The organism is Tabrizicola thermarum (assembly GCF_003574395.1).
Classification (GTDB): Bacteria; Pseudomonadota; Alphaproteobacteria; order Rhodobacterales; family Rhodobacteraceae; genus Tabrizicola; species Tabrizicola thermarum.
Genome location: NZ_QMJY01000078.1, coordinates 44,899 through 70,001, shown reverse-complemented (window position 1 = coordinate 70,001; position 25,103 = coordinate 44,899). Strand labels below are relative to the sequence as shown.

The 25,103-nt window shown below is 66.8% G+C and carries 30 protein-coding genes; 19 read left to right on the top strand and 11 right to left on the bottom strand.

Annotation, left to right across the window (positions count from 1 at the left end; genetic code table 11):
- Positions 1-8: 8 nt before the first annotated feature.
- The 9 genes from D5084_RS12570 to D5084_RS12530 all read left to right on the top strand — a co-directional run bounded on the left by D5084_RS12570 (position 9) and on the right by D5084_RS12530 (position 7,121).
- On the top strand, positions 9-713 hold the full coding sequence (locus D5084_RS12570) for a DUF2062 domain-containing protein (protein ID WP_128515839.1): 705 nt from the start codon (positions 9-11) through the stop codon (positions 711-713).
- Between the two features lie 39 nt (positions 714-752).
- A complete protein-coding gene (locus D5084_RS12565; RefSeq protein ID WP_128515893.1) occupies positions 753-1,508 on the top strand; it encodes a pyridoxine 5'-phosphate synthase in 756 nt (251 codons plus the stop codon).
- Positions 1,508-1,921 (top strand): holo-ACP synthase, encoded by a 414-nt coding sequence (gene acpS, locus D5084_RS12560; protein ID WP_128515838.1) that lies wholly within the window; start codon positions 1,508-1,510, stop codon positions 1,919-1,921. The genes D5084_RS12565 and acpS overlap by 1 nt, the downstream gene beginning before the upstream one ends.
- 108 nt (positions 1,922-2,029) lie before the next feature.
- Positions 2,030-2,833, top strand: a complete 804-nt coding sequence (lepB, locus tag D5084_RS12555; protein WP_128515837.1) for a signal peptidase I — start codon at positions 2,030-2,032, stop codon at positions 2,831-2,833.
- Positions 2,834-2,871: 38 nt separating this feature from the next.
- Positions 2,872-3,558 carry a ribonuclease III gene (gene rnc, locus D5084_RS12550; RefSeq protein ID WP_128515836.1) on the top strand — a complete coding sequence of 229 codons (687 nt, stop codon included), beginning with the start codon at positions 2,872-2,874 and terminating at the stop codon, positions 3,556-3,558.
- A gap of 147 nt (positions 3,559-3,705) precedes the next feature.
- Entirely contained in the window at positions 3,706-4,617 is a 912-nt protein-coding gene (gene era, locus D5084_RS12545) for a GTPase Era (protein WP_128515835.1), read from the top strand.
- 126 nt (positions 4,618-4,743) lie between these two features.
- Complete coding sequence (locus tag D5084_RS12540; protein ID WP_128515834.1) at positions 4,744-5,079, top strand: DUF1491 family protein; 336 nt, start codon at positions 4,744-4,746, stop codon at positions 5,077-5,079.
- Positions 5,080-5,115: 36 nt separating this feature from the next.
- Complete coding sequence (gene recO / locus D5084_RS12535; RefSeq protein ID WP_128515833.1) at positions 5,116-5,835, top strand: DNA repair protein RecO; 720 nt, start codon at positions 5,116-5,118, stop codon at positions 5,833-5,835.
- Positions 5,836-5,897: 62 nt separating this feature from the next.
- Entirely contained in the window at positions 5,898-7,121 is a 1,224-nt protein-coding gene (locus D5084_RS12530) for an MFS transporter (RefSeq protein WP_128515832.1), read from the top strand.
- Here D5084_RS12530 and D5084_RS12525 read toward each other — a convergent pair.
- The 3 genes from D5084_RS12525 to D5084_RS12515 all read right to left on the bottom strand — a co-directional run bounded on the left by D5084_RS12525 (position 7,118) and on the right by D5084_RS12515 (position 10,500).
- Entirely contained in the window at positions 7,118-8,131 is a 1,014-nt protein-coding gene (locus D5084_RS12525; protein WP_128515831.1) for an SDR family oxidoreductase, read from the bottom strand. The two genes, D5084_RS12530 and D5084_RS12525, sit on opposite strands and share 4 nt — an antisense overlap.
- Positions 8,132-8,210: 79 nt before the next feature.
- Complete coding sequence (locus D5084_RS12520; protein WP_128515830.1) at positions 8,211-9,872, bottom strand: acyl-CoA dehydrogenase family protein; 1,662 nt, start codon at positions 9,870-9,872, stop codon at positions 8,211-8,213.
- 112 nt (positions 9,873-9,984) lie between these two features.
- Positions 9,985-10,500, bottom strand: coding sequence for a DUF3859 domain-containing protein (locus D5084_RS12515; RefSeq protein ID WP_128515829.1), 516 nt, complete (start codon positions 10,498-10,500; stop codon positions 9,985-9,987).
- A gap of 69 nt (positions 10,501-10,569) precedes the next feature.
- On the opposite strand from D5084_RS12515, the gene D5084_RS12510 reads away from it, so the two are divergent.
- On the top strand, positions 10,570-11,340 hold the full coding sequence (locus D5084_RS12510) for a sulfite exporter TauE/SafE family protein (protein ID WP_128515828.1): 771 nt from the start codon (positions 10,570-10,572) through the stop codon (positions 11,338-11,340).
- A gap of 75 nt (positions 11,341-11,415) precedes the next feature.
- Here the strand turns inward: D5084_RS12510 and D5084_RS12505 are convergent, their stop codons facing one another.
- Entirely contained in the window at positions 11,416-13,014 is a 1,599-nt protein-coding gene (locus D5084_RS12505) for a phosphoenolpyruvate carboxykinase (RefSeq protein ID WP_128515827.1), read from the bottom strand.
- Positions 13,015-13,369: 355 nt separating this feature from the next.
- Between D5084_RS12505 and D5084_RS12500 the strand changes: the two genes are divergently transcribed.
- The 7 genes from D5084_RS12500 to D5084_RS12470 are packed head-to-tail and all read left to right on the top strand — an operon-like array spanning position 13,370 to position 18,737.
- Complete coding sequence (locus D5084_RS12500; protein ID WP_128515826.1) at positions 13,370-14,071, top strand: response regulator transcription factor; 702 nt, start codon at positions 13,370-13,372, stop codon at positions 14,069-14,071.
- A gap of 11 nt (positions 14,072-14,082) precedes the next feature.
- A complete protein-coding gene (locus tag D5084_RS12495; RefSeq protein WP_128515825.1) occupies positions 14,083-15,777 on the top strand; it encodes a sensor histidine kinase in 1,695 nt (564 codons plus the stop codon).
- The gene (locus tag D5084_RS12490) at positions 15,774-16,202 is read left to right on the top strand and encodes an HPr kinase/phosphorylase (protein WP_128515824.1); all 429 of its coding nucleotides are present in this window, start codon (positions 15,774-15,776) and stop codon (positions 16,200-16,202) included. The genes D5084_RS12495 and D5084_RS12490 overlap by 4 nt, the downstream gene beginning before the upstream one ends.
- 20 nt (positions 16,203-16,222) lie before the next feature.
- Positions 16,223-17,134, top strand: a complete 912-nt coding sequence (gene rapZ, locus D5084_RS12485) for an RNase adapter RapZ (protein ID WP_128515823.1) — start codon at positions 16,223-16,225, stop codon at positions 17,132-17,134.
- Entirely contained in the window at positions 17,131-17,526 is a 396-nt protein-coding gene (locus D5084_RS12480) for a PTS sugar transporter subunit IIA (protein ID WP_128515822.1), read from the top strand. Before rapZ ends, D5084_RS12480 begins: the two co-directional genes overlap by 4 nt.
- Positions 17,527-17,535: 9 nt before the next feature.
- On the top strand, positions 17,536-17,805 hold the full coding sequence (locus D5084_RS12475) for an HPr family phosphocarrier protein (RefSeq protein ID WP_128515821.1): 270 nt from the start codon (positions 17,536-17,538) through the stop codon (positions 17,803-17,805).
- 47 nt (positions 17,806-17,852) lie between these two features.
- Positions 17,853-18,737 carry a lysophospholipid acyltransferase family protein gene (locus D5084_RS12470; RefSeq protein ID WP_238382637.1) on the top strand — a complete coding sequence of 295 codons (885 nt, stop codon included), beginning with the start codon at positions 17,853-17,855 and terminating at the stop codon, positions 18,735-18,737.
- 24 nt (positions 18,738-18,761) lie between these two features.
- Here the strand turns inward: D5084_RS12470 and D5084_RS12465 are convergent, their stop codons facing one another.
- Entirely contained in the window at positions 18,762-19,637 is an 876-nt protein-coding gene (locus tag D5084_RS12465) for a 3-hydroxybutyryl-CoA dehydrogenase (protein WP_128515820.1), read from the bottom strand.
- A 160-nt stretch (positions 19,638-19,797) separates the two neighbouring features.
- On the opposite strand from D5084_RS12465, the gene D5084_RS12460 reads away from it, so the two are divergent.
- Positions 19,798-20,652 carry a DUF6473 family protein gene (locus tag D5084_RS12460; RefSeq protein WP_128515819.1) on the top strand — a complete coding sequence of 285 codons (855 nt, stop codon included), beginning with the start codon at positions 19,798-19,800 and terminating at the stop codon, positions 20,650-20,652.
- A 36-nt stretch (positions 20,653-20,688) separates the two neighbouring features.
- Here the strand turns inward: D5084_RS12460 and D5084_RS12455 are convergent, their stop codons facing one another.
- From D5084_RS12455 to D5084_RS12435, 5 genes are all read right to left on the bottom strand, one after another.
- The gene (locus tag D5084_RS12455; protein ID WP_128515818.1) at positions 20,689-21,615 is read right to left on the bottom strand and encodes an electron transfer flavoprotein subunit alpha/FixB family protein; all 927 of its coding nucleotides are present in this window, start codon (positions 21,613-21,615) and stop codon (positions 20,689-20,691) included.
- Position 21,616: 1 nt separating this feature from the next.
- Entirely contained in the window at positions 21,617-22,378 is a 762-nt protein-coding gene (locus D5084_RS12450) for an electron transfer flavoprotein subunit beta/FixA family protein (protein ID WP_128515817.1), read from the bottom strand.
- Positions 22,379-22,526: 148 nt separating this feature from the next.
- The gene (locus tag D5084_RS12445) at positions 22,527-23,099 is read right to left on the bottom strand and encodes a cob(I)yrinic acid a,c-diamide adenosyltransferase (RefSeq protein WP_128515816.1); all 573 of its coding nucleotides are present in this window, start codon (positions 23,097-23,099) and stop codon (positions 22,527-22,529) included.
- A 2-nt stretch (positions 23,100-23,101) separates the two neighbouring features.
- Entirely contained in the window at positions 23,102-23,308 is a 207-nt protein-coding gene (locus D5084_RS12440) for a twin transmembrane helix small protein (RefSeq protein WP_128515815.1), read from the bottom strand.
- 90 nt (positions 23,309-23,398) lie between these two features.
- Positions 23,399-24,145, bottom strand: a complete 747-nt coding sequence (locus tag D5084_RS12435) for a class II aldolase and adducin N-terminal domain-containing protein (RefSeq protein WP_128515814.1) — start codon at positions 24,143-24,145, stop codon at positions 23,399-23,401.
- 261 nt (positions 24,146-24,406) lie between these two features.
- Here D5084_RS12435 and D5084_RS12430 point away from each other — a divergent pair, with 261 nt between their 5' ends.
- A complete protein-coding gene (locus tag D5084_RS12430) occupies positions 24,407-24,838 on the top strand; it encodes a hypothetical protein (protein ID WP_128515813.1) in 432 nt (143 codons plus the stop codon).
- Positions 24,839-24,889: 51 nt separating this feature from the next.
- Here the strand turns inward: D5084_RS12430 and D5084_RS12425 are convergent, their stop codons facing one another.
- Positions 24,890-25,096, bottom strand: coding sequence for a cold-shock protein (locus D5084_RS12425; protein ID WP_103258321.1), 207 nt, complete (start codon positions 25,094-25,096; stop codon positions 24,890-24,892).
- Between the last annotated feature and the right edge of the window lie 7 nt (positions 25,097-25,103).

Genomic DNA, 25,103 nt, shown 5'->3' with positions numbered 1-25,103 from the left:
GCAGTCAGTTGGTTTTCAAGCGCAGGGATCCGGTCGGTTGGGGCGAATGGCTGCGCGAGCAGGTCTATCCGAAATCGGGCTTCAAGCGCGCGACGCGCTATGTGATCTACCGCATGCGGCGCCTGCCCGACCAGCCGCACCGGGTGGCGCGCGGGGTCTTTGCCGGCTTCTTCATCGGCTTCCTGCCCCTGCCGGGGATGCAGTTCCTGGCGGCCTGGGGCATGGCCCGGCTGATGCGCGGCAATGTGCTGGCGGCCCTGCTGGGCACCTTCAACACCAACCCGCTGACCACGCCGCCCTTCACGGTCTTTTCGGTCTGGCTGGGCCACTGGATCCTCGGGATCGAGGCGCCTTTGAACTTCAAGTACATCTGGAGCGCGCTGGAAAACGCGGGCCATGACCTGTGGTTCAACTTCATGGCCCTGTTCGGGCCGGAGAAGGCGCAGTGGGACGGGCTGATCCAGTTCTGGAACGAGATCTACCTGCCCTGGTTCATCGGCGCGCTTGGCCCGGCCATCGTCATCAGCGCCATCGCCTATTACATCACCATCCCCCTGGTCGAAGCCTATCAGAAGGCCCGTGCCGCCACCGCGCACGAGCGGGCCGAGCGGCGCACGAAGATGCGCGCCAAGCTGGCCGAGGCGGCGGCAAAGCTGAAACGCCGCAGCGAAAAGGGCGACGATGGTGATGACGACAGCCTTGGGGCGCCCTAGACTTTCGGAAAAAGCGGGAAGGCAGAGATGACCCATCCAATGCAAATGCCGGGCAAGCTGCGACTTGGTGTGAACATCGACCATGTCGCCACGGTGCGGAATGCGCGCGGCGCGGCCTGGCCTGACCCGCTGCGCGCGGCGCTCCTGGCCGAGACGGCGGGAGCGGACGGGATCACCGCGCATCTGCGCGAGGATCGCCGCCACATCCGCGACGCCGACATCGACGCGCTGATGGCGGCCTTGACGGTGCCGCTGAATTTCGAATGTGCCGCGACGGCGGAAATGCAGGCCATCGTATTGCGCCACCGGCCCCATGCCGTCTGCCTGGTCCCCGAAAAGCGCGAAGAGCGCACGACCGAGGGCGGCCTCGACGTGGCCGGCGACCAGAGCCGGCTGGCCGATTTCATCGCGCCGCTGCGCGAAGCCGGTTGCCGGGTGTCGATGTTCATCAGCCACGACCCCCGCCAGATCGAGGCGAGCGCGCGCATCGGCGCGGCGGTGGTGGAGCTGCATACGGGGCTATACTCGGACCTTCTGGCCGATGGCGAAACCGCGCTGGCCGAGCGGGAGCTTGCCGCGCTGCGGTCGGGGGCCGAGTTCGCCGCAAGTCTGGGGCTGGAGGTCCATGCCGGGCATGGGCTGACCTATGAAAACGTGGAACCCATCGCCGCGATCCCGGAGCTGATGGAGCTGAACATCGGGCATTTCCTGGTGGGCGAGGCGATCTTCCGCGGCCTGGGCCCCGCGATCGAGGAGATGCGCCGCAGGATGGATCTGGCGCGCGGGATCATCTGATGATCCTGGGGATCGGCAGCGATCTGTGCAACATCGAGCGGATCGAGGCGGTGCTGGCCCGCCATGGCGATCGTTTCAGGGACCGGGTCTTCACCGAGGCCGAGCAGAAGAAGGCCGAAAGCCGGGCGCGGGCGGTGGCGGCGACCTATGCGAAACGCTGGGCGGCGAAGGAGGCCTGCTCCAAGGCGCTGGGGACGGGGCTGCGCATGGGGATCTCGTGGCGCGACATGGCGGTCACCAACCTGCGTTCGGGCCAGCCGGTGATGCATGTCACGGGCTGGGCGGCGGACCGGCTGCGCGCCATGACGCCCGCGGGCCATGAGGCGGTGATCCATGTCTCCCTGACCGACGACCACCCCTGGGCGCAGGCTTTCGTGGTGATCGAGGCAAGGCCGGTTGCGGACAGGGGGTAGGCCAGGCCCCGGCCCTTGCGTCCCGACCGCGCGGTCACGGCCGGTTGCCTTGACTTCGCCCCGCGCTTGCGCGCAAGAAGCGGCAAACCGGATGAGGCAGGACAGAGAATGGCAAGCAGGGACAAGGGCGATGGCGGCATCGTCGAGACGATCAAGACGGTCTTCTGGGCCCTGGTGATCGCCATCGGCTTCCGGTCGGTGTTCTTCCAGCCGTTCTGGATCCCCTCGGAGTCGATGAAGGACACGCTCTTGATCGGCGACTTCCTGTTCGTCAACAAGATGGCCTACGGCTATTCGCGTTATTCCTGCGAGATCCCGTTCACCACGATCAGCCTCTGCCCCTTCGAGGACCGCTTCCTGGGGTCCGAGCCGGAACGCGGCGATGTGGTGGTGTTCCGTCATCCCACGGCGGGGACGGATTACATCAAGCGGCTGATCGGGCTGCCGGGTGACACGATCCAGATGAAGGAGGGTGTGCTCTACATCAACGGCACCGCCGCGCCGCAGGTGCCCGACGGGGTCTTCGAGGAGGTGTTCGAGCCGCAGGGCCCGATGCGCAACCGTCCGCGCTGCGAGAACGGGGCGGTCGGCGATGGCGGCATCTGCCAGAAATCCCGCTTCATCGAGACGCTGCCGGGGGGGCGTCAGCACCACATCCTGAACATCGATGCCCGGGGGCCGGGCGACAACACGGATGTGTTCACCGTTCCGCCGGGCCATTACTTCGTGATGGGCGACAACCGCGACAACTCCACCGACAGCCGGTTCGCGCAGGCGGTGGGCGGGGTCGGGATGCTGCCCGCGAAGTATCTGATCGGTCGGGCGGATCGGGTGATCTTCTCTTCGGCGGGGACCAGCCTGTTCTATGTCTGGACGTGGCGGGCCGACCGTTTCTTCAAGGCGATCGAGTGAGGCTGGGCGAGTGAGGCCGGGCGATTGACGGGGCGCGCGTGAGGCTGTCGGCGGACCTTCTGGCCTTTCAGGACCGGCTGGGGCACCGGTTCCGCAAGCCCGACCTGTTGCTGCGCGCGGTGACGCATGCGTCCATCGGCACGGCCACGCGGCCCGACAACCAGCGGCTGGAGTTTCTGGGCGACCGGGTGCTGGGGCTGGTGATGGCCGAGGCGCTGCTTGCCGCCGACGAGGGCGCGCGGGAGGGGCAGCTCGCGCCACGCTTCAACGCGCTGGTGCGCAAGGAGACCTGCGCGGACGTGGCGCGCGAGGTGGGCCTGGGCGATGTGCTGAAGCTGGGCCGGTCAGAGATGCTGACGGGCGGACGGCGGAAAGAGGCTTTGCTGGGCGATGCGATGGAGGCGGTGATCGCCGCCGTCTACCAGGACGCGGGCTTCGAGGCGGCGAAGGCGCTGGTCCTGCGGCTGTGGGGCGCCCGCATCGCGGCGGTGGAGCCCGACGCGCGGGATGCCAAGACCAGTTTGCAGGAATGGGCTCAGGGGCGGGGGATGGTGCCCCCGGCCTATGAGGAAGCAGGCCGGTCCGGCCCCGACCACGCGCCGAAGTTCACGGTGCGGGTGCGGCTTGCCAGCGGCGAGACGGCCGAGGCCACGGCGGGCTCGAAACGGGTGGCGGAACAGGCGGCGGCCAGGGCGCTTCTGGATCGGCTGGAGCGGGAGGGCTAGACGGCCCGCTCGTCGTGCTCTTCCCGCTGTGCGGCAGCGACGCGCGCACGACCTGCCCGACGAGGTTTTCGGGCTGCGTCGATTGCCAACTGGCCTTTTTCCCGGCTTTCGCCTATGGGGAGAGCCTGAGGAAAGGGTTGCCACCACATGACCACACGCGCGGGCTTCGTTGCCCTGATCGGAGAGCCGAACGCCGGCAAGTCCACGCTTCTGAACCGGATGGTCGGGGCGAAGGTCAGTATCGTCACGCACAAGGTGCAGACGACGCGGGCGCGGATCCGGGGAATCGCGATGGCGGGCGAGGCGCAGATCGTCTTTGTCGACACTCCCGGCATCTTCCGGCCCCGGCGGCGGCTGGACCGATCCATGGTCAAGGCGGCCTGGGGCGGGGCTTCGGATGCCGATGTGATCGTCCTTCTGATCGAGGCGCATCGCGGGTTGACCGAAGGGGCACGGGCGATCATCGAGCGGCTGCGCGACGAGATGCCGAAGGGCAAGCCGGTGGCGCTGGCGATCAACAAGATCGACCGGGTGAAGGCCGAGACGCTGCTGGCGCTGGCCGAGGAGGCGAACCAAGCATTTCCGTTTGCGAAGACTTTCATGATCAGTGCGGAACGCGGCTACGGCGTCGAGGACCTGAAGGACTGGCTGGGGGCCACCTTGCCCGAGGGTCCGTGGTTCTACCCCGAGGACCAGATCGCCGACCTGCCGATGCGGATGATCGCGGCCGAGATCACGCGCGAGAAGCTGACGCTGCGGCTGCATGAGGAGCTGCCCTATCAGCTGACGGTCGAGACCGAGAAATGGGAGGACAAACCCGACGGGACGACCCGGATCGACCAGGTGGTCTATGTCGCGCGGGACGGGCACAAGGGGATCGTCCTGGGCAACAAGGGCGAGACGATCAAATCCATCGGCCAGGCAGCACGGGCGGAGATTTCCGAGTTCCTGGGGCGGACGGTGCACCTGTTCCTGCAGGTCAAGGTGCGGCCGAACTGGCTGGACGAGCCGGAGCGCTATTCCGAGATGGGGTTGGATTTCAAGGACGGCGATGCGTGAGGGGAGCAAAAGTCTTCGAAGACTTTTGCAAATTCCTTCGAAGGAATTTGCGACTCTCCTGACGCGGCGGCACGGGGGGACGCGTTGGCGCCTCCGGCGGGAGTATTTGCGAAAAGGGCAAGTTGCATGAGCGCGCGGTTGGCGAGCGGAGTCTGGGTCTCGGCTTACCTCACGCGGCTGCGGTTGGCCGACATTCCGGCCTATGTCACCGCGAAGGGGGATCCGACGGCGGGGGCGGTGGTGGTCAAGGTGGCGCTTCTGGACGGGACCGCGCGGGCCTATGAGCGGCGGTCGGACCTGATGACCGGGGCGCGGGCCTGGATCGTGCTGGCCGAGGGGCCGGAGGCGGAGGTGGATGCGCTGGTCGCCCGGACGAAGGGGAGGGACCCGGACCTCTGGGTGATCGAGCTGGAGGACCGGCAGGGGCGGACGCTGCTGGACGAGGACGGGCTGTCGGATTGAGTTGCGGACCGGGCGTTGTCGCCGGATAGTCCGGCCATGGACTGGCGCGACGAAGGCATCCTTCTGTCCATGCGGCCGCATGGGGAAAGCTCGGCGATCATCGAGGTGATGACGGCGGGGCATGGTCGGCACATGGGCGTGGTGCGCGGGGGGGCCTCGCGCCGGATGGCGGCGGTGTTGCAGCCGGGGACGGGGCTGGTGCTGGAGTGGCGGGCGCGGCTGGACGACCATATCGGCAGCTTCACCGTGGAGCCCTTGCAGAGCCGCGCGCATCTGTTGGGGGACCGGCTGGCGCTGGCGGGGTTGCTGGCGGTCTGTACGTTGTTGCACGAGGCGCTGCCCGAGCGCGCGCCGCATCCGGCGCTGTGGCAGCGGACGCGCGTGCTGATGGACAGGCTGGGGCAGGAGGGCTGGACGGCGGACTATGTGCGCTGGGAGCTGTGCCTTCTGGAGGAGATCGGCTTCGGCCTCGACCTTGCCGCCTGTGCGGTCACGGGGGCGACCGAGGGGTTGGCCTATGTCAGCCCGAAATCGGGGCGCGCGGTGACGGAAAGCGGGGCGGGAGAGTGGGCGGATCGGCTGCTTCCCTTGCCCGAGGGGCTGGCGGGAAGCGGCCCCCTGTCGCCCGAGGCGGTGGTGGCCGGGCTGCGGCTGACAGGGTTCTTTCTGGACCGCGAGTTGCGCCCGGTGCTGCACGACCGGCCGCTGCCCGAGGCCCGGTCGCGCCTGGTCGACCTTCTGACGCGTCTGGCGTGATGCGACGGAAGATGTCGGGTTTGTGACAGACGGACCGAGGGGGTGGCCGTCCAAGTGGTGGCATGGCCTACCGTTACATTCCGCTGGCGCTGCGTCACAGCCCCACGCCCAGGATCGAGCATTTCGCCCTGCTTTCCGGGTTGGACGCGTCGATCCGGGGGATGCTGATCTCGACCATGCCGCTGGTGGTCTATGACGCCCTGGGCGATGCGCAGGCGACTTCGGTTGCGTTCTTCCTGTCGGGTGTGGTGGCGCTGGTCTGGGGGCTGATGGTGCCCTGGGCGGCGCGGAAGATCCCGCGGCGCTGGACCTATACCGGGGGTGTGTGCCTGTATCTGGTGGGCAATACGCTGGGAGCGATCGGGACCGTGTGGTCCGTGCCGATGGCGCTGATCTGCAATGCGATGGCGACGGTGACGATCTTCGTCTGCCTGAACGCCTATGTGCTGGACTATGTGGACCGGGCGAACCTGGGGAAAAGCCAGTCGACGCAGATGGTCTATGCGGCGGCTCCCTGGGCGGTGGGGCCGATGGCGGGGGTCTGGCTTTACCATCAGGGCCATGCGCTGCCGTTCCTCGCCTCGGGCACCTTCGCCTGCATCCTTCTGGTCAGTTTCTGGGTTCTGCGGCTGGGCAACGGCAAGCAGATCGCGCGGGCCAAGCGGCCGGCGGTGAACCCGTTGGGCTATCTGGGGCGGTTCTTCAGCCAGCCCCGGCTGATCGCGGGCTGGATGTTCGCGGTGATGCGGTCCTGCGGCTGGTGGGTCTATGTGGTCTACCTGCCGATCTTCTGCATAGAGGCGGGACTGGGGGACAAGATCGGCGGCATCGCCCTGTCGATCACCAACGCCTCGCTGTTCGCGGCACCCGCGCTGAACCGGCTGGCGCGTCGGCTGTCGGTGCGTCGGTCGGTCCGCCTTGCCTTCGGGGCCTGCGGTGCGCTGTTCGTGGCGGCGGGGCTGTTGTCCTTCCTGCCCTGGGCCACGGTGGCGCTGGTCATGGCGGCGTCCATCTTTCTGGTCACGCTGGACGTGGTGGGGGGATTGCCCTTCCTGATGTCGGTCAAGCCCAGCGAGCGGACCGAGATGTCGGCGGTCTATTCCAGCTTCCGCGACGTGTCCTCGATCCTGACGCCCGGGGCGGCCTGGCTGGTCCTGTGGGTGGCGCCGCTGCCCGCGATCTTTGTGGCGGCGGGGGCAGGGCTGGTGGCGTCCTGGGCCGTGGCCGGGCGGTTGCATCCGCGACTGGGTGTGCAGCGGCCGTCACGCGGCGGGGCGGTCGCCTAGGCGCGGACCTTGCCGTGCTTGACCAGCCAGTCGGCCGAGGCCAGCAGCGCGGCCTTGGGGGCAATGAACTCCATCCCCATTTCGCTGACGGCGCGGGCATTGGACACGCGTTCGAGGTGGCCGAGCTTGGGCAGGATCGACTTGATCGTGGGATCGAACAGCGCCAGGGCGCGGACGATGAACTGCGGGGCTTCGCGGGTCGGGATGCGGCGGGTCGGGTAGGCGGCCTTGAGCGTGCGGGCCATGTCCACGAAGGCCATCGAGCCGGCGGCGGCGATGTAGCGGCGACCCTCCGTCTCGGGGCGCTGGAGGGCGCGGAGATGCATCTCGGCCACGTCGCGGACATCGACGATGGGAAAGCCCAGGGCGGGCAGCATCGGGTCCTTGCCCTTGAGCAAGCGTTCGACGAGGCCCAGCGAGGAGCCGTAATGTTCATCGAGCGGCGGTCCGAGGACGAGGCCGGGGTTGATCGTCGTCAGCCTGAGACCCCGGGCCTTGGCGATCTCCCACGCGGCGCGTTCGGCGAGGGTCTTGGACTTGGCGTAGGGCGTGGTCGTGGGCAGGTGCGTGTCGCACCAGTCGGCCTCGTCCTGAAGCGTGTCGGGCTTGGATTCGTTGAGGACGGCGACGGTCGAGGAGGTGAGGACGACGCGCGTGACCCCGGCGGCGGCGGCGGCCTTCAGAACGCGTTCGGTGCCTTCGACAGCCGGTCGGATCAGGACGGCGGGGTCCTTGGGCTGGGCAATGGGAAAGGGCGAGGCGGTGTGGACGAGGGCGGAGACCCCGGCCATTGCCTCGGCCCAGCCCGCGTCGGATTCGAGGTCGGTCTGGGCGAAGGTCAGTTCGCCCGCGTGTTCGGTCAGATAGGGGACAAGCGCCGCGCGGACCTCATCCGCCCGGTCCGGGCGGCGCAGGGTGCCGCGGACGTCGTATCCGGCGTTCAGAAGCTTCAGCGCGATATGCTTGGCAATGAAGCCGGAAACCCCGGTAAGAAGCACAGTTTCTGCCATTGCCTGCCCTGGTCTTTACGGTGTCGACACGCCCCGACATGGGACAGTGTCGCAGGCTGGCAAGGTCAAGGCAAGAAATTCACTCCAACAGCCGGCGCGCGATCACGGTGGCTTGGATCTCGGCCGCGCCTTCGAAGATGTTCAGGATGCGCGCGTCGCAGAGGATGCGGCTGATGCGGTATTCCAGCGCAAAGCCGTTGCCGCCGTGGATCTGCAACGCGTTGTCGGCCGCCGCCCAGGCGACGCGCGCGCCCAGCAGCTTGGCCATCCCGGCCTCGAGGTCGCAGCGGTGCCCGTGGTCCTTCTGCCAGGCGGAGAAGTAGGTCAGCTGACGGGCGATCATGATCTCGACGGCCATCATCGCCAGCTTGCCCGAGATGCGCGGGAAGGCGATCAGCGGCTTGCCGAACTGCTGGCGGTCGAGCGCGTACTGCATCCCCGTTTCCAGCGCGGACTGGGCGACGCCGATGGCCCGCGCGCCGGTCTGGATGCGGGCGGACTCAAACGTCTGCATCAGTTGCTTGAAGCCCTGGCCCTCGACGCCGCCGAGCAGGTTCTCGCCCTTCACGGCAAAGCCGTCGAAGTTGACGGTGTATTCCTTCATGCCGCGATAGCCCAGCACCTCGATCTCGCCGCCCGAGAGTCCGGGATCGACGAAGGGGGTCTCGTCGGTGCCGGGGGTCTTTTCGGCCAGGAACATCGACAGGCCGCGATAGTCGGTGGTGCCCTCGACGCTTCGGGCGAGGACGGTCATCACATGGGTGCGGGCGGCGTGGGTGATCCAGGTCTTGTTGCCGGTGATCTCCCAGTCCTCGCCCTTGCGGCGGGCACGGGTGCGAAGGCTGCCGAGGTCGGAGCCGGTGTTCGGTTCGGTGAAGACGGCGGTGGGCAGGATTTCACCGGAGGCGAGGCCGGGAAGCCATTTCTGCTTCTGCTCTTCGGTGCCGCCGCAGAGGATCAGTTCGGCGGCGATCTCGGTGCGGGTGCCAAGGCTGCCCACGCCGATATAGCCGCGCGAGAGTTCTTCGGACACGACGACCATCGACGCCTTGGAGAGGCCGAGGCCACCGTATTCCTCGGGGATGGTCAGGCCGAAGACGCCAAGCTCGGCCAGCTCGGCGATGATCTCCATCGGGATCAGTTCGTCCTTCAGGTGCCAGTCATGGGCGCGGGGGATGACCTTTTCGTCCGAGTAGCGGCGGAACTGGTCGCGGATCATCTCCAGCTCTTCATCGAGGCCGGTGGCGCCAAAGGTGGCGCGGCCGTGGTTGTCCCGCATCAGGGCCACAAGCGCCTCGCGCGACGGGGCGGTGTTGCCGTGGGCGATGAGGCGGGCGGCTTCGGGTCCGGGGGTCCAGCTCTGGCCAAGGTCGGACAGGCGGGCGATCTCGCCCTGGCTCATCGGCAGGCCGCCGGCGATCTGGGACAGATATTCGCCGAAGCCGATCTGCAGGATCAGCTGTTCCATCGGGCCGAACCGGCCGGCAGAGGACAGGCGACCGGCCCAGGCGTCCAGCTGGCGCAGCGATTCGAGATAGGTCGCCAGCCAGGCCAGCGCATGGGCCTGGAACTGCTGCGCCTCAAGCGCGGCGCCGGACAGCTTGCCGCCCACCGTGACCTGCGCCTTCAACCTGTCGCGCGCCTGAGCGAACAGCGCCTCTACCTCGGGCAGGGCGGCCCTGGTCAGCGCCTGGAGGTCGGCAAGGATCGGGGTCTGGGTCATGACTTGTCCGTCAGGCATGGGGCGGCTCCGGCGAGATTCTGCACCTGCGAAGAGGTAGCGCCTTCGCAGCGGCAGCGCAACAAGATTTCAATACTGGCGCAGCACAGGACTTAAAATGTCGCAGGCGATGTCAAGAGGTCGCGCCGCAGGCTTGGGCGATTTCGGGCAGGGCGGCGGCGGGGACAACCTCGAACTCGGCAGAGTAAAGCCGGGTCTCGCCCTCCCAGGCCTCGAACCGCCAGAGGCCGGGCAGGAGTTCGTCCTCGCGGTCAAAGCGGAAGAAACCGAACTGCTCGCCAGTGTCCGAGAAGGTGGTGTCCCAGGTTTCGGGGGTGGTGGCGCCGGGCCGATACACCCGCATCTCGCCCGAGGCGAAGACGCCGGGGACCATCCGCGACTTGACCCCGAAAGCCAGGCCAAGGACGGCGGGGACGACCCGGGCATCGGGCCAGTGAAAGTCGATCGGGCCGTCGGGGACGTGGATCCAGCCCGACAAGGTGCCGGGGGCGGGGCGCTGGTCCATCGCTTGCAGGGCGCAGAAGATGCCGAGCTTGAGGTAGGCCACCTCGGAGGCGGCCTGCGGCGGGGCGGGCTCTGCCCGCAGCGGCAGAGCGACCGTCAGGGCAAGGATCAGTCCGCGGAGCATTCGACGTCACCCTGTTGGCGCTTTCCCGGCACGCCTGATTGCGCCACAAGGGGAGGGAAAGGGCAAGTCATGTTCGATCTGGTCTCTGGCGGGCTGTCCGGTCAGGCCTTCGCGGCGGCGCTGGCGGTGACGCTGTTCGCGGGCTTCGTGAAGGGCGCGGTGGGCTTTGCGATGCCGATGATCCTGGTATCGGCCTTCGCGGTGTTCCTGCCGCAGCACCTGGCGCTGGCCGGGCTGATCCTGCCGACGCTGGCCACGAACCTTAGCCAAGCGTTTCGGCAAGGCGTGGGTCCCGCGGTCGAGACGGCGCGGACCTATCGGCGTTTCCTGCTGGCGACGGTGGTGTTCATCGCGGTTTCCGCACCTTTCGCCGAGGCGATCCCGCGCTGGCTGTACCTGCTGATGCTGGGGGTGCCGATCTCGGCCTTCGCGGCGCTGCAACTGGCCGGGCGAAGCCTGGCGATCCCGGTGCGCAACCGGGTGTGGGCAGAGTGGGGGCTGGGGGTGATCGGCGGGCTGTATGGCGGCGTGTCGGGGATCTGGGGGCCGCCGCTTCTGGTGCTTCTGCTGTCCACGGGGGCGGACAAGCTGACGATGATCCGGGCGCAGGGGGTGGTGTTCCTGATCGGAGCGGTGGCGCTCTTGGTCTCGCATCTGGGGACCGGGGTGGCGAATGGCGCGAGCCTGGGGTTTTCGGCCGCGCTGTCGGTTCCGGCGCTGGTGGGGCTGTATGCGGGCTATTGGGTGCAGGACCGGCTGGACCAGGCGCGGTTCCGGCGCTGGACGCAGGCGCTGCTGGTCGTGACGGGGCTGAACATGGTGCGGCTGGCGCTTGGGTGACGGTTCGTCGCGCACTTCGCTTCCGCTCGCCGGGGTTCAGCGAGAAGAAGCAGAAGGCGCGCGACGAGGGGGCGGTCAGCCGATGGCGGCGGCCTTCACGTCGGCGTCGATGAAGGGCACATACTGGGCGAAGTTCTTCTGGAACATGGCCACCAGTTTCGCCGCCTGCGCGTCATAGGCGGCCGGATCGGCCCAGGTGCGTCGCGGGTCGAGAAGGGCGGCATCGACGCCGGGGACTTCGACGGGAACCTCGAAACCGAAGGTCGGATCCTTGCGGAACGTCGCCGCGCCAAGCGAGCCATCCAGCGCAGCGGCCAGCAGCGCCCGCGTCGCCTTGATCGGCATCCGGCGGCCCGTGCCGTAGGCCCCGCCGGTCCAGCCGGTGTTCACCAGCCAGCAGGAGGCGCCGTGCTTGGCGATCTTGGCTTGCAGGAGCTTGCCGTAGACCTCGGGCCGGCGCGGCATGAAGGGGGCGCCGAAGCAGGTGGAGAAGGTGGGCTGCGGTTCGGTGATGCCGCGTTCGGTCCCGGCGGCCTTGGAGGTGAAGCCGGAGAGGAAGTGGTACATCGCCTGCGCCGGGGACAGCCGCGCGATGGGGGGCAACACGCCGAAGGCATCGCAGGTCAGCATCACCACATGGCGGGGATGGCCGCCGAGGCCGGTGGCGCTGGCGTTCGAAATCGCTTCGAGCGGATAGGCGCAGCGGGTGTTTTCGGTGAGGCTGCGGTTGGAAAAGTCCAGTTCCAGCGTTTCGGGATCGTAGACCATGTTTTCCACCACGGTGCCGAAACGGTGGGTGGTGGCGTAGATCTCGGGCTCGGCCTCGGGGGACAGGTCGATGGTCTTGGCGTAGCAGCCGCCCTCGAAGTTGAAGATGCCGCGGTCGGACCAGCCGTGTTCGTCATCGCCGATCAGCGTGCGGTCGGGGCTGGCCGAAAGCGTGGTCTTGCCGGTGCCCGAGAGGCCGAAGAAAACGGCCGCGTCGACCGGGTTGCCGATGGCGTGGTTGGCGCTGCAATGCATTGCCATCACGCCCTTTTCCGGCAGAAGGTAGTTGAGGACGGTGAACACCGCCTTCTTGTTTTCGCCCGCATAGGCGGTGTTGGCGATCAGCACCGTCTTTTCGTCGAAGTTCAGCACGATGGCGGTTTCCGTGCGGGTGCCGTGGCGCGCGGGGTCGGCCTTGAAGCTGGGCAGGTTGATGACCGTCCATTCGGGGGTGAAGCCGTCCAGTTCCGAACGCTCGGGGCGGCGGAGGAGATGGCGGATGAAGAGGCTGTGCCAGGCGAGCTCTGTCACCACGCGGACGTCAAGCCGGTGGATCGGGTCGGCCCCGGCGTAGAGGTCCTGCACGAAAAGCTCACGCCCCTGCACATGCGCCAGCATGTCGGCCTTGAGGCGTGCGTAGGCGTCCGGCGTCATCGCGGCGTTGTTGTCCCACCAGATCGTGCTTTCGGTCGTGGCCGTGCGGACGACGAACTTGTCCTTCGGCGAGCGGCCGGTGAACTGGCCGGTGGAGCACAGGAACGCCCCGCCGCGGCCCAGACGACCCTCGCCCCGCTTGACCGCCGCCTCGACCAGAGCCGCCTCGACATAGTTGTAGTGGGCGACCGCCGCACCCGTGATGCCGTGGTGTTCAAGTGTCTGGGTGGGGTTCACGCGACCGTGGTTCATCCTGCAAGCTCCCTTTGCCACAAGCGACATGTGGCGGTTCAAATGCGTCGGCACCCGGGCCAATGAATGCCGTGACAAGCCCCGGCGGGGACCGGCCATAATGGGCCTATAGCACGGGATTTTCGCACGGGAATAGCGTGATTTCAAACAGTTAGCGCAATCATTCCGCCGTTAGCGCCACCATCGCCCGGCAAACCCGGATGGGTTGCAGAATTGTCGCCCGCCTGGGCGAAATTGTCACCACCCGGGCCATTGTTTCGGGGGTGATTCGGATTTCTGTTGATTATCCCGGTGGCAGCCCTGAAAATGCTTGGAAAATAAAGACAAGGCAGCAGCAGTATAGGGAGGCACGAAGATGTCCCGCATCGCCCTGGTCGACGATGACCGGAATATCCTGACCTCGGTCGCGATGACCCTGGAAGCCGAAGGGTTCGAGGTCGAGACCTACAATGACGGCCAGTCCGCGTTCGAGGCCTTCAGCCGCCGGATGCCGGACATGGCTGTCCTGGACATAAAGATGCCGCGCATGGACGGGATGGACCTGTTGCAGCGGATGCGGCAGAAGACCTCGATCCCGGTGATCTTCCTGACCTCGAAGGATGACGAGATCGACGAGGTCCTGGGCCTGCGGATGGGCGCGGACGATTATGTGAAGAAACCCTTCAGCCAGCGCCTGCTGGTGGAACGCATCCGCGCGCTGTTGCGCCGGCAGGAGGCGATCAATACCGGCGAGGCTGCCGCCACCGAAGAGACCCGGATGATGGAGCGGGGCAACCTGCGGATGGACCCCCTGCGCCATTCGGTGACCTGGAAGGGCAAGGAGGTCGCGCTGACGGTGACTGAGTTCCTGCTGTTGCAGGCGCTGGCCCAGCGGCCGGGTTTCGTGAAAAGCCGCGATCAGCTGATGGACGTGGCCTATGACGATCAGGTCTATGTCGACGACAGGACCATCGACAGCCACATCAAGCGGCTGCGCAAGAAGATGCGGTCAGTCGATGACACGTTTTCGGCCATCGAGACGCTGTATGGTATCGGCTACCGCTACAACGAAGAGTAACAGCCGCCGCCATGTCATCGGCCCCGAGGATCGCCCCCAATGATGTCCGGCCCAAGCGGTCGGGTGACGTTCTGCTGGGCGAGGACTGGGTATCGCCAGACGCCACTGTCGAGCGGCTGAAGGAAGGCCGGGGCGGGCGCAGCATCGTCGGGCTCAACCGCTCGCCCCTGGCCCGGAAGATCGTCGTCTTCAACCTGATGGCGCTGGTCCTTCTGGCGGTGGGGGTCCTGTTCATGAACCCGTTCCGCGACAGCCTGGCCTTGCAGCGGCAGCTGGGCATGGTGCGGCAGGCGGAACTGATCGCCTCGGTCTACGAGGCGCATCTGAGCAAGGGCAGCACCGGCTTTGATTTCCGCATCCCGTTGCAGGACATCGAGCTGGACCCGGTGCTGGAGGTCTTCGTCTTTGATCCGACCGGCCAGCTTCTGGCGTCGCGCGTGGGGCAGGGAAGGGGGACGCTGGTCACCGACCCCGATCAGCCCACGATCGTGACCGATTTCCTGGAGCGCGTCTGGAATGTGGTGACGGTGCTGTTCCGGCAGGGACAGCGGGACTGGACCGAGACCATTGATCCGGCCGACAATGCCCGCGCCGCCTTCGAGGGCGCGCGGGGAGGGGAGGTGGTGACCCGTGTCACGCGCAACGGCGAAGGCAGCATGTATTTCACTGTGGCGACGCCGATCACGGTCGACAACGACCTTGTGGGCGTGGTGGCGATCACCTCGAACAGCCAGGAGATCGACCGGCTGGTGCGCTATGAGCGCGAGCAGGTCTTGCAGATGTTCCTGCTGGCGGTGGTGCTGTCGATCAGCCTCAGCGTGATGCTGGCCTCGACCATCTCGAACCCGCTGTCGGACCTGGCCGCTGCCGCCGAAGTGGGCCGCGACCGCGACTCGCGCCGGGTGGCGCCGTCCCGGGTCCGCATCCCCGACCTTGCCGCGCGCCCCGACGAGATCGGGCGGCTGTCGGTGGCCATGCGGGGGATGGTCTCGGCGCTGTATGACCGGATCGACGCGAACGAGCAGTTTGCGGCGGATGTCGCGCATGAGATCAAGAACCCGCTGGCCAGCTTGCGGTCGGCGGTGGGCTCCTTGCGGTTCGTGAAGAAGGACGAACACCGCGACAAGCTGCTGGATGTGATCGAGCATGACGTGCGGCGTCTGGACCGGCTGGTCAGCGATATCTCGAACGCCTCGCGGCTGGATTCGGAGCTGGTGAAGGAGGAGGAGGAAGAGTTCAACCTGCTCAAGACCCTGTCCAACCTCTGCCAGTATCTGAGCCAGCAGGCGGGCGAGAAGGGGGTGGATTTCATCATCGACCTGCCGCCGGACCCGATCGTGATTCACGGGCTGGAGGCGCGGCTGGCGCAGGTCTTCGTGAACCTTGTCACCAACGCGATTTCGTTCTGCGAGGACGGCGATGCGGTCCGCGTCTGGGCGCGCAGGCGCGAGAACCGGGTGCTGATCGTGGTGGAAGACACCGGCCCGGGCATCCCGGAACAGGCGCTGACCAAGGTGTTCAAGCGGTTCTATTCCGAACGCCCGCAATCCGAGTTCGGCAAGCATTCCGGCCTTGGTCTGGCGATTTCCAAGCAGATCGTCGAGGCGCATGGCGGGGTGATCTGGGCCGAGAACATCCGCCCCACTGCCGCCGACCCGACCTCGGACCCGCTGGGCGCGCGGTTCGTCGTCGGTCTGCCGGTGTGACCACGGACAGCATCACCCTGCACGCAACCTGCGTGGCGGTCGAGACCCGGGGGCTCTTGATCCTTGGGCCTTCGGGGGCGGGGAAATCGTCGCTGGCGCTGCGGCTGATCGCGCTGGGCGCGGCGCTGGTGTCGGACGACCGGACCCGGGTGATGGCCGACGCCGGGCATCTGCGGGCCAGCTGTCCGAACCCGGATCTGACAGGCGTGATCGAGGCGCGGGGCGTGGGGCTTCTGCGCGTGCCGTCCGTGCGGTCAGCCGACATCGGCCTGGTGGCCGATCTGGGCCAGCCGGAGACCGAGCGCCTGCCGCCGCGCCGCACGGTCACGATTGCGGGAGTTCCCGTCGCCCTTGTGCTGCAAGTGCAGAATGACCATTTTCCAGACGCGCTGATGCTTTATCTTCGCCATGGACGTGAGGCATGACAGCCTCGGAACCCGACCCTATGCCCGACCTTTCGATGGATCATCACCTTGTCTTCGTGACCGGCCCTTCGGGTGCCGGGCGGACGACGGCTATCCGTGTGCTGGAGGACATGGGCTATGAGGGGATCGACAACATCCCGCTGTCGCTGGTCCCGCGTCTGGTCGAGGGGCCGCCGCTGGGCCGTCCCATCGCGCTGGGGCTGGACGTGCGCAACCGCGATTTCAACGCGACCGCGCTGATCGAGCTGATCGACAAGCTGACCCGCGACCCCAAGGTGGGGCTTGAGGTGCTGTATCTGGACTGTGCGCCCTCGGTGCTGATCCAGCGGTTTTCCGAAACCCGCCGCCGCCATCCGCTGGCCCCGGACGAGACCCCGGCCCAGGGGGTGGAGCGGGAGATCGACCTGCTGACGCCGATCCGGGTGCGGGCCGACCACCTTATCGACACGACCGAACTGACCCAGCACGACCTGAAGGCCGAGATCACCCGCCGCTTCGATGCGGGGACGGCGGGGCGGCTGTCGGTCTCGGTGCAGTCCTTCAGCTACAAGCGCGGGGTGCCGCGCGGGATGGACATGATCTTCGATTGCCGGTTCCTGGCGAATCCCCATTGGCAACCGGCGCTGCGCCCGCTGGATGGCCGCGATCCGGCGGTCGAAGCCTTTGTTCGCGCCGACCCGCGCTTTGCCGAATTCTTCCAGAAGGTGAGCGAACTCTTGCTGTTTCTTCTTCCGGCCCATCTGGACGAGGGCAAGGCGCATCTTGCCATCGGGTTCGGCTGTACCGGAGGGCAACATCGGTCGGTTGCCATGGCGGAAATGGTCGGTTCCGCGCTTGCGGAAGGCGGCTGGCCGGTGTCAAAACGACACCGGGAACTTGAACGCAAGGCCGCCGCGGGGCAGCCGGACGCAATGAAGGTATCACACGCGTGATCGGTATCGTGATCGTGGCGCATGGCGGACTGGCGCGGGAATACCTCTCGGCGGTGGAGCATGTCGTGGGCCGCCAGGACGGGGTCCGGGCGATTTCCATCGAGGACGACCATGACCGCAGCGCCAAGCAGGCGGAAATCTGCGCAGCCGCCGATGCCGTCGATCAGGGCCAGGGCGTGATCCTGGTGACGGACATGTTCGGCGGGTCGCCGTCCAACCTGTCGCTGCCGGCCTGTGCGGCCAGTGGCCGCCGGATTCTGTATGGCGCGAACCTGCCGATGCTTATCAAGCTTGCCAAGTCGCGCGACCTTGGTGTTCCTGAGGCTGTGGCGGCCGCACTGGATGCAGGCCGCAAGTATATCAACAGCCTGGACCTCGGCAGCGGGGCCTGAGGGACCAAGATGACCAGTCGTACCTTGCGGATCGTCAACGAAAAGGGCCTGCACGCCCGCGCCAGTGCCAAGTTCGTCGAAGTGGTCGAGGCGCATGACGCCCGGGCCACGGTGTCGAAGGACGGGATGGAGGTTTCGGGCGATTCGATCATGGGCCTGCTGATGCTGGGCGCATCGCGCGGAACCTCGATCGACGTGACCTGCTCGGGCGATGAGGCGGAGAAACTCGCCGATGCTCTGGAGGCGCTTGTTGCGGCGCGGTTCGGAGAGGATTATTGAGGCGGATGCCCTGACTCGTTCCGGGCAATGCCGGGGAAAGCCGCTTAGTGACAGAACAGAGCCAGATCGCCACCGAGACGCCCGTGTCTGCGGCCGGTCGGGGTGACCGCCAGTATGACATGCGGCGGCTGTCCTATGCGGGCACGTTCAAGAACCCGTTCAAGGCCGGAACCATCCGTGCGATCGAATGGCTGACCGCCAAGGTTCAGCTTCTGCGCCTGATCCGCAAGTTCGAGAAGTCCGGCGCGCCCTTCGGCTCGCCCTTCTGGCCCAAGGCGATCCGGCACATGGGGATCACGATCCAGACCCCGCCCGAAGAGATCGCGCTGATCCCGCCGACCGGCCCGCTGGTCGTGGTGTCGAACCACCCCTCGGGGCTGGTGGATGGCATGGTGCTGGCCGAGATGGTCAACCGCGTGCGGTCGGACTTCAAGATCCTGACCCGCAGCCTGCTGACCGGGATCCCCGAGGTCGAGGAGTTCATGATCCCCGTCCCCTTCCCGCACGAGGACAACGCCCGCGAGCTGGGCCTGCAGATGCGGGAACAGACGCTGGCGCATCTGAAGGCCGGGGGGGCCATCATCCTGTTCCCGGCCGGCAAGGTCGCGATGTCGGAAGGCTGGTGGGGCCCGGCGGTGGAGGGCGAGTGGAACGTCTTCACCCACAAGATCGTCAAGTCCACCGGGGCCACGATCCTGCCGATCTACTTCCCCGGCCAGAACAGCCGGCTCTTTCAGATCGCCAACCAGATTTCCGACACGCTGCGGCAGGGGTTGCTGCTGTATGAGATCAAGCGGTGCCTCTTCAAGCCCACGCGGCCCGTCATCGGCGCGCCGATCCCGGCGGAGGAGCTGAAGAAGTGGGAGGGGAACCCGCGCGGGTTCCTGGCCTGGCTGCGTGAGCATACGCTGGCGTTGAAGGACCGCGCGTAGGGCGCGCGACGGCACGCCATTGCCCTACCGTGTCGGCACCGGCACTTCGCCCCGGTAGTCGTAGAACCCCCGCTGCGTCTTGCGGCCCAGCCACCCCGCCTCGACATATTTCGTCAGCAGGGGACAGGGCCGGTATTTGGTATCCGCCAGCCCCTCGTGCAGCACGTTCATGATCGACAGGCAGGTGTCGAGCCCGATGAAATCCGCCAGTTCCAAGGGGCCCATCGGGTGGTTGGCGCCCAGCTTCATCGACTCGTCGATCGACTTCACGTTGCCCACGCCTTCGTAAAGGGTATAGACCGCCTCGTTGATCATCGGCATCAGGATGCGGTTGACGATGAAGCCCGGGAAATCCTCGGAGCTGGAGGCGGTCTTGCCCAGCTTGCGGACCACCTCGTGCAGCGTCTCCCAGGTCTCCTGATCGGTCGCGATGCCGCGGATCAGTTCGACCAGCTGCATCACCGGCACCGGGTTCATGAAGTGGAAGCCCATGAACTTTTCCGGCCGGTCGGTGCGGCTGGCCAGCCGGGTGATCGAGATCGACGAGGTGTTCGAGGTCAGGATCGTCGTCGGCTTCAGATGCGGGATCAGATCCTCGAAGATCGCCTGCTTCACCGTCTCGCGTTCGGTTGCGGCCTCGATGATGAGGTCGCACTGGCCAAGGTCCGCCAGTTTCAGCGTGGTCCGGATCCGCTCCATCGCCGCGCGCTTGTCGGCGGGCAGGACCTTGCCGCGCGCGACCTGGCGGTCGAGGTTCCTCTCGATGGTGGCCAGCGCCTTTTGCAGGCTTTCCTCCGAGATGTCGGTCATCAGCACATCGTATCCCGCCAGAGCGAAGACATGGGCGATGCCATTGCCCATCTGCCCGGCGCCCACGACGCCCACCAGCCTGATCTCCATTGCCCGAACCTCCATCTGTCGCCCCCGGTTATGCCCGGGCGATCCGGCCCGCGCAAGGACGGGCAAAATGCCGGGCCTTTTAGACAACCGCCCGATTTTAGCCATTCGGCAACCACTCTCGGCCACAGATTGCGACGGGTGACTGCAATCGGGTGGTGGGATGATGCATCATGATGCGGGCGCGGGGGCGCTTGACTATTTTCCGTGTCGCTATGGCGCGTCCCGGGCGGTGTTCCGGGGGCCGCAGCGCGAGCTGTCGCGTCCTTACGTCGCGGTGCTGGGCGGGTCGGCCAGCTTCGGCAGATATGTGGCCCAGCCCTGGCCCGCGCTGCTGGAGCGGGCGCTGGACTGTCCGGTGGTCAATCTTGCCGCGCAGAATGCGGGGCCGGACCTGTATCTGGGCGATCCGGCCACGCTGGAGATTGCCGCAGGCGCGGCGGTGGCCGTGGTCCAGATCACCGGGGCCGAAGGGATGAGCAATCCGCTTTACAGCGTTCATGCCCGACGGAATGACCGGTTCCTGGCCGCAACCCCGGCGCTGCGGGCGCTGTATCCGCAGGTCGACTTCACCGAGATCCATTTCACCCGGCACCTGCTGACGGCCCTGCGCCGCGCCGATCCGCTGCGCTTTGCCACGGTGCTGCGGGTGCTTCAGGACAACTGGGTCGACCGGATGCGCAGCCTTCTGGCGCAGCTGCCGGGGTCGCGGGTGCTGGTCTGGCTGTCCGAGACCCCGCCGCCGCCTTCTGCGACCGGGCCCGAGGCCGGGTTCGGCCCTTCGCTGGTCGACAGGCGGATGCTGGCGGCGGTGCAGGGCATGGCGACGCGCCTGGTCGAGATCGTGGCCTCACCCGCCGCGCTGACCGAAGGTGCGGCGGGGATGCTTTTTCCGCCGACCGAGGTAGAGCAGGCCCGCGCGCTGCCGGGGGCTGCCGTCCATGCCGAGGCGGCAGAGCGGCTTGCGCCGGAAATCGGGCGGCTGGTCGCCAAGGCAAAGGGGGCCACCCGGCGGTGACCCCCTCGTAGGGTGGGCAATACTGCCCACCTTGCCTTACAGCTTCTCGATCATCTCCGGCACGGCCTGGAACAGGTCGGCCACCAGCCCGTAATCGGCGACCTGGAAGATCGGCGCCTCTTCGTCCTTGTTGATCGCGACGATGACTTTCGAATCCTTCATCCCTGCCAGATGCTGGATCGCGCCCGAGATGCCGACTGCGACGTAGAGATCCGGCGCCACGACCTTGCCGGTCTGGCCGACCTGCCAGTCGTTCGGCGCATAGCCCGAGTCAACCGCCGCGCGGCTGGCGCCCACGGCGGCGTTCAGCTTGTCGGCCAGCTTTTCGATCAGCGCGAAGTCGGCCTGGCTGCCCACGCCGCGCCCGCCCGAGACGACGATGCCCGCGCTGGTCAGCTCGGGCCGGTCGGAGGAGGCCACCTTGTCCTCGACCCAGGCCGAGAGGCTGCCGTCCACGTTGGCCGAAACCTTCTCGACCGGCGCGTTGCCGCCCTTGCCCGCCGCGTCGAAGGTCGCGGTGCGGATCGTCAGGACCTTCTTCGCATCCGAAGTCTTGACCGTCTGGATCGCGTTGCCGGCATAGATCGGCCGGTCGAATGTCGCGGCGTCATGCACGGCGAGGACTTCCGAGATCACCATCACGTCGAGAAGGGCCGCCACGCGCGGCAGGACCGACTTTGCCAGCGCGCCCGAGGCGGCGGCGATGTGCTCGTAGTCGCCCGAAAGCGACACGATCAACGCGGCGGTGGGTTCGGCCAGACCATGGGCATAGGCCGCATCCTCGGCCAGAAGCACCTTGGCCACGCCGTCCAGCGTCGCGGCCTCGGCCGCAGCGGCGCCGGCGTCGGGACCGGCGACCAGCACCGTCACCGGGCCCAGCGATTTCACGGCGGTCAGCGCCTTGGCGACCTGGTCGGTCGCCAGTTTCCCGTCGACAACATCGGCAAGAAGAAGAACGGCCATCTCAGATCACCCCCGCTTCGTCTTTCAGTTTCCGGATCAGTTCATCGACCGAGCCGACCTTCACCCCCGCCTTGCGGCCCGCCGGTTCCACGGTCTTGACCACCGTCAGGCGCGGCGAGACGTCCACGCCATAGTCGGCGGGGGTCTTGGTGGCCAGCGGCTTGGCCTTGGCCTTCATGATGTTCGGCAGGCTGGCATAGCGCGGCTCGTTCAGCCGCAGATCGACGGTGATGATCGAGGGCAGCTTGACGGAAATCGTCTGCAACCCGCCATCCACCTCGCGCGTCACCTTGGCATGGTCGCCTTCGATGGCGATTTCCGAGGCGAAGGTGGCCTGGCTCCAGCCCAGAAGCGCGGCCAGCATCTGGCCCGTGGCGTTCATGTCGTTGTCGATCGCCTGCTTGCCGCAGAGGACGAGGCCCGGAGCCTCTTCCCTGACCACGGCGGCAAGGAGTTTGGCGACGGCCAGCGGCTCGATGTCCACATGCACGTTGTCGGTGGCCTCGATCAGGATCGCGCGGTCCGCGCCCATGGCCAGCGCGTTGCGCAGCGTCTCCTGCGCCTGCTTCACGCCGATCGAGACGACGACGACCTCGGTCGCGACGCCCTTTTCCTTCAGGCGGATGGCTTCCTCGACCGCGATCTCGTCGAAGGGGTTCATGCTCATCTTGACGTTGGCGAGGTCAACCCCCGACCCGTCCGCCTTCACCCGCACCTTCACGTTGTAGTCGATCACCCGCTTGACCGGGACCAGAACCTTCATGGGCCGCAACCTCCTCATCCACCGCGGCGCGAGGCCGCACAAGCTCTCGCCCCGCCTGTTACCGGAACGGGGGCGGTCGGAACAGACCAAATACGACAGGTAAGCGCGACGCGACGCCGCGTTTTGATCGTGCGAGGCGATCAGACTGTCAGCGCGTCAGACCGGGGACCCACAGCACGTCATCCTTGCCGTCGTTGTTGGCGATCCGGCCTGCGACGAAGAACCAGTCGGACAGGCGATTGAGGTAGCGCACCGCCTCGGGGTTCACATCCTCCATCGTGGCAAGTTCCACCACCAGCCGTTCGGCCCGGCGGCAGACGGTGCGGCAGAGATGCAACTGCGCCGCCAGCACCGAGCCGCCCGGCAGGATGAAAGACCGCAAGGGCGTGAGGCGGTCGTTCATCGCGTCGATTTCGCGTTCAAGCCGCGTCACCTGCCCCTCGATCATCCGCAGCGGCGTGTAGGACAGCGTGGCGTCCAGATGCCGGTCGGGGGTGCAGAGGTCGGCGCCAAGGTCGAACAGGTCGTTCGAGATGCGCGTCAGGGCCTCGGCCATCTCTCCGGTCGCGTGGAGCCGCGCGAGGCCGACGGTTGCGTTGGTTTCGTCCACGGTGCCGTAGGCGCTGACCCGCAGCGAGTGCTTGGCGACCCGCGCGCCATTGCCCAAGGCGGTTTCCCCGGCATCGCCGGTCTTGGTGTAGATCTTGGACAGGACGACCATGCCTACTGCCCCCGCGCCCGCAGCCAGGCGAAGGCCACGATCAGCACCACCGCCACGAACTGCACGCCCAGCCGCCAGCGCATGATCCGGTTGGCGTTGCGCCTGTTGAACTCACCGCCGCGGGCGAAGGTGGCGATGCCGAACAGCAGGATGCCAAGCACGACCAGGCAGGCAATGCCGGCGAAGATGAACAGCGGATCGGAAAACATGAAGCACTCCCTTTGGTCCTGATCTAGGGTAAGGGCGGGGAAAAGCGAAGACGATTTTCCGACGCAGGCGGGGGCGACCGGCGGCCGCGGTCAGTCGGCGTAGCCGGGATCCTCGGCGTCAAGGATCGCGCGCAATTCCCGCAGATGGGCTTCGGCAAACCCGGGATAGCTTTCCCACTCGCGCGCGGTCTTTTCGGCAATCTCGTCGGACAGGACGCGCAGGGGGCGGCCGGTCTGGAGCGCGCGGATGTAGGTCTCGGCCGCGCGTTCGAAGTAGTAGAGGCGGTTGAAGGTCTCGGCCACGGTCCGCCCGATGACCAGAACGCCATGGTTGCCCATGACCATCGTGGTGATCTTCGGATCGGCAAGCAGTTGCGCGCAGCGGGCGCCTTCCTCCTCGAAGGCCATGCCGCCATACCGGTCGTCGATGACCATGCGGCCGTGGAACATCGCGGTGTTCTGGTCGATGGCAGGCAGGCGCGAGTCGGCGAGGCTGGCCAGGACCGTGGCGTGAATGGAATGGACATGCATCACGCAAGCCGCATGGGGGCAGGCGCGGTGGATCGCACCGTGCAGGCCCCAGGCCGTAGGGTCTGGCGCGTCGGGGCGCGACATTGTTCGGGGATCGTTGGCGTCGATCTCGACCAGCGAGGACGCGGTGATCCGGCTGAAGTGCCGCCCGTTCGGGTTGATGAGGAATCGGGTGCCCTCGGGGTTCACCGCCAGCGAAAAGTGGTTGGCCACCGCTTCGTGCAGATTCAGCCGCACGGTCCAGCGAAAGGCCGCTGCCAGGTCCCGCCGAAGGTCCAGGTCCGTCATGTTCAGGTGAAGGTTCATCGCCGCCCCCGCTTCAAATCAAGGTAATCCCCCTTGGAAGGGGCTGCTTTTCGGTCTGGAATAGGTTAACAACATCAGGATCGGTTTCCCAGCCGGCAAGAGCGTAGCGCCTGCAATCGAGTGCGGAAGACGGTCCGGGCAGTCGCCGACTCTGGCGTGAATGTGGCGGTCTTTCTGTGGAATTCCTGCAAGTTTCCTTTATTCGGGCGAAAGCTCTCCGCATTGTTGGTGTTATTGGCATAAGGTAGTGGAGGAGTGCGCGTGCAGACATTCATTCAGACCGACCGCCAGAAGGTTGCCTCTCACACCCTGGGTGTGCGGGTGATGGTGTTGACGGATCAGGGCGACGGGCTCATCTGCCAGAGGCTTGCGGCCTATGGCAGCCTGGTCGAAGCTTCGGACGATCTTGACGAAGCGGTCAACGCCATCCTGGAAGATCGGGTCGGCTACGATCTTTTCGTGATGGAGTGCGATGCCTTTGGCGGGATTTCAGGCGCGGAAAAGGCGATTGCGGCCCTGATCGCCGGCGATGCGAAGATGCGGGTCATGCTGGTCAGCCGGGAGTTCGACGTTCCCGCCTATCCCCTGGGGCGCCGCACGGCGGTCTGCCTGCCCGAGGATGTGTCCGAAGCCAGCTTCCGCATCGGCTTCGATCATGTGCTGCGCGATCGGGCAGCGGTCATGATGAACTGAGAAAGGCCGGGGGCAGAGCGCCGCCCCCGTCCGATGGTCGTCGACCCGGCCTTACGCCAGCGCCAGATTCGTCGCGGATTCGCGTCCGTCGCGGCCGGCTTCGATGTCGAAGGTGACCGGCTGGCCGTCCTTCAGGCTGCGCAGGCCCGCACGCTCCAGCGCGGTGATGTGGACAAACACGTCCTTCTTGCCGCCTTCCGGGGCGATGAAGCCGTAGCCTTTGGTTTCATTGAACCATTTCACGGTGCCCTTGGCCATCGTGAAG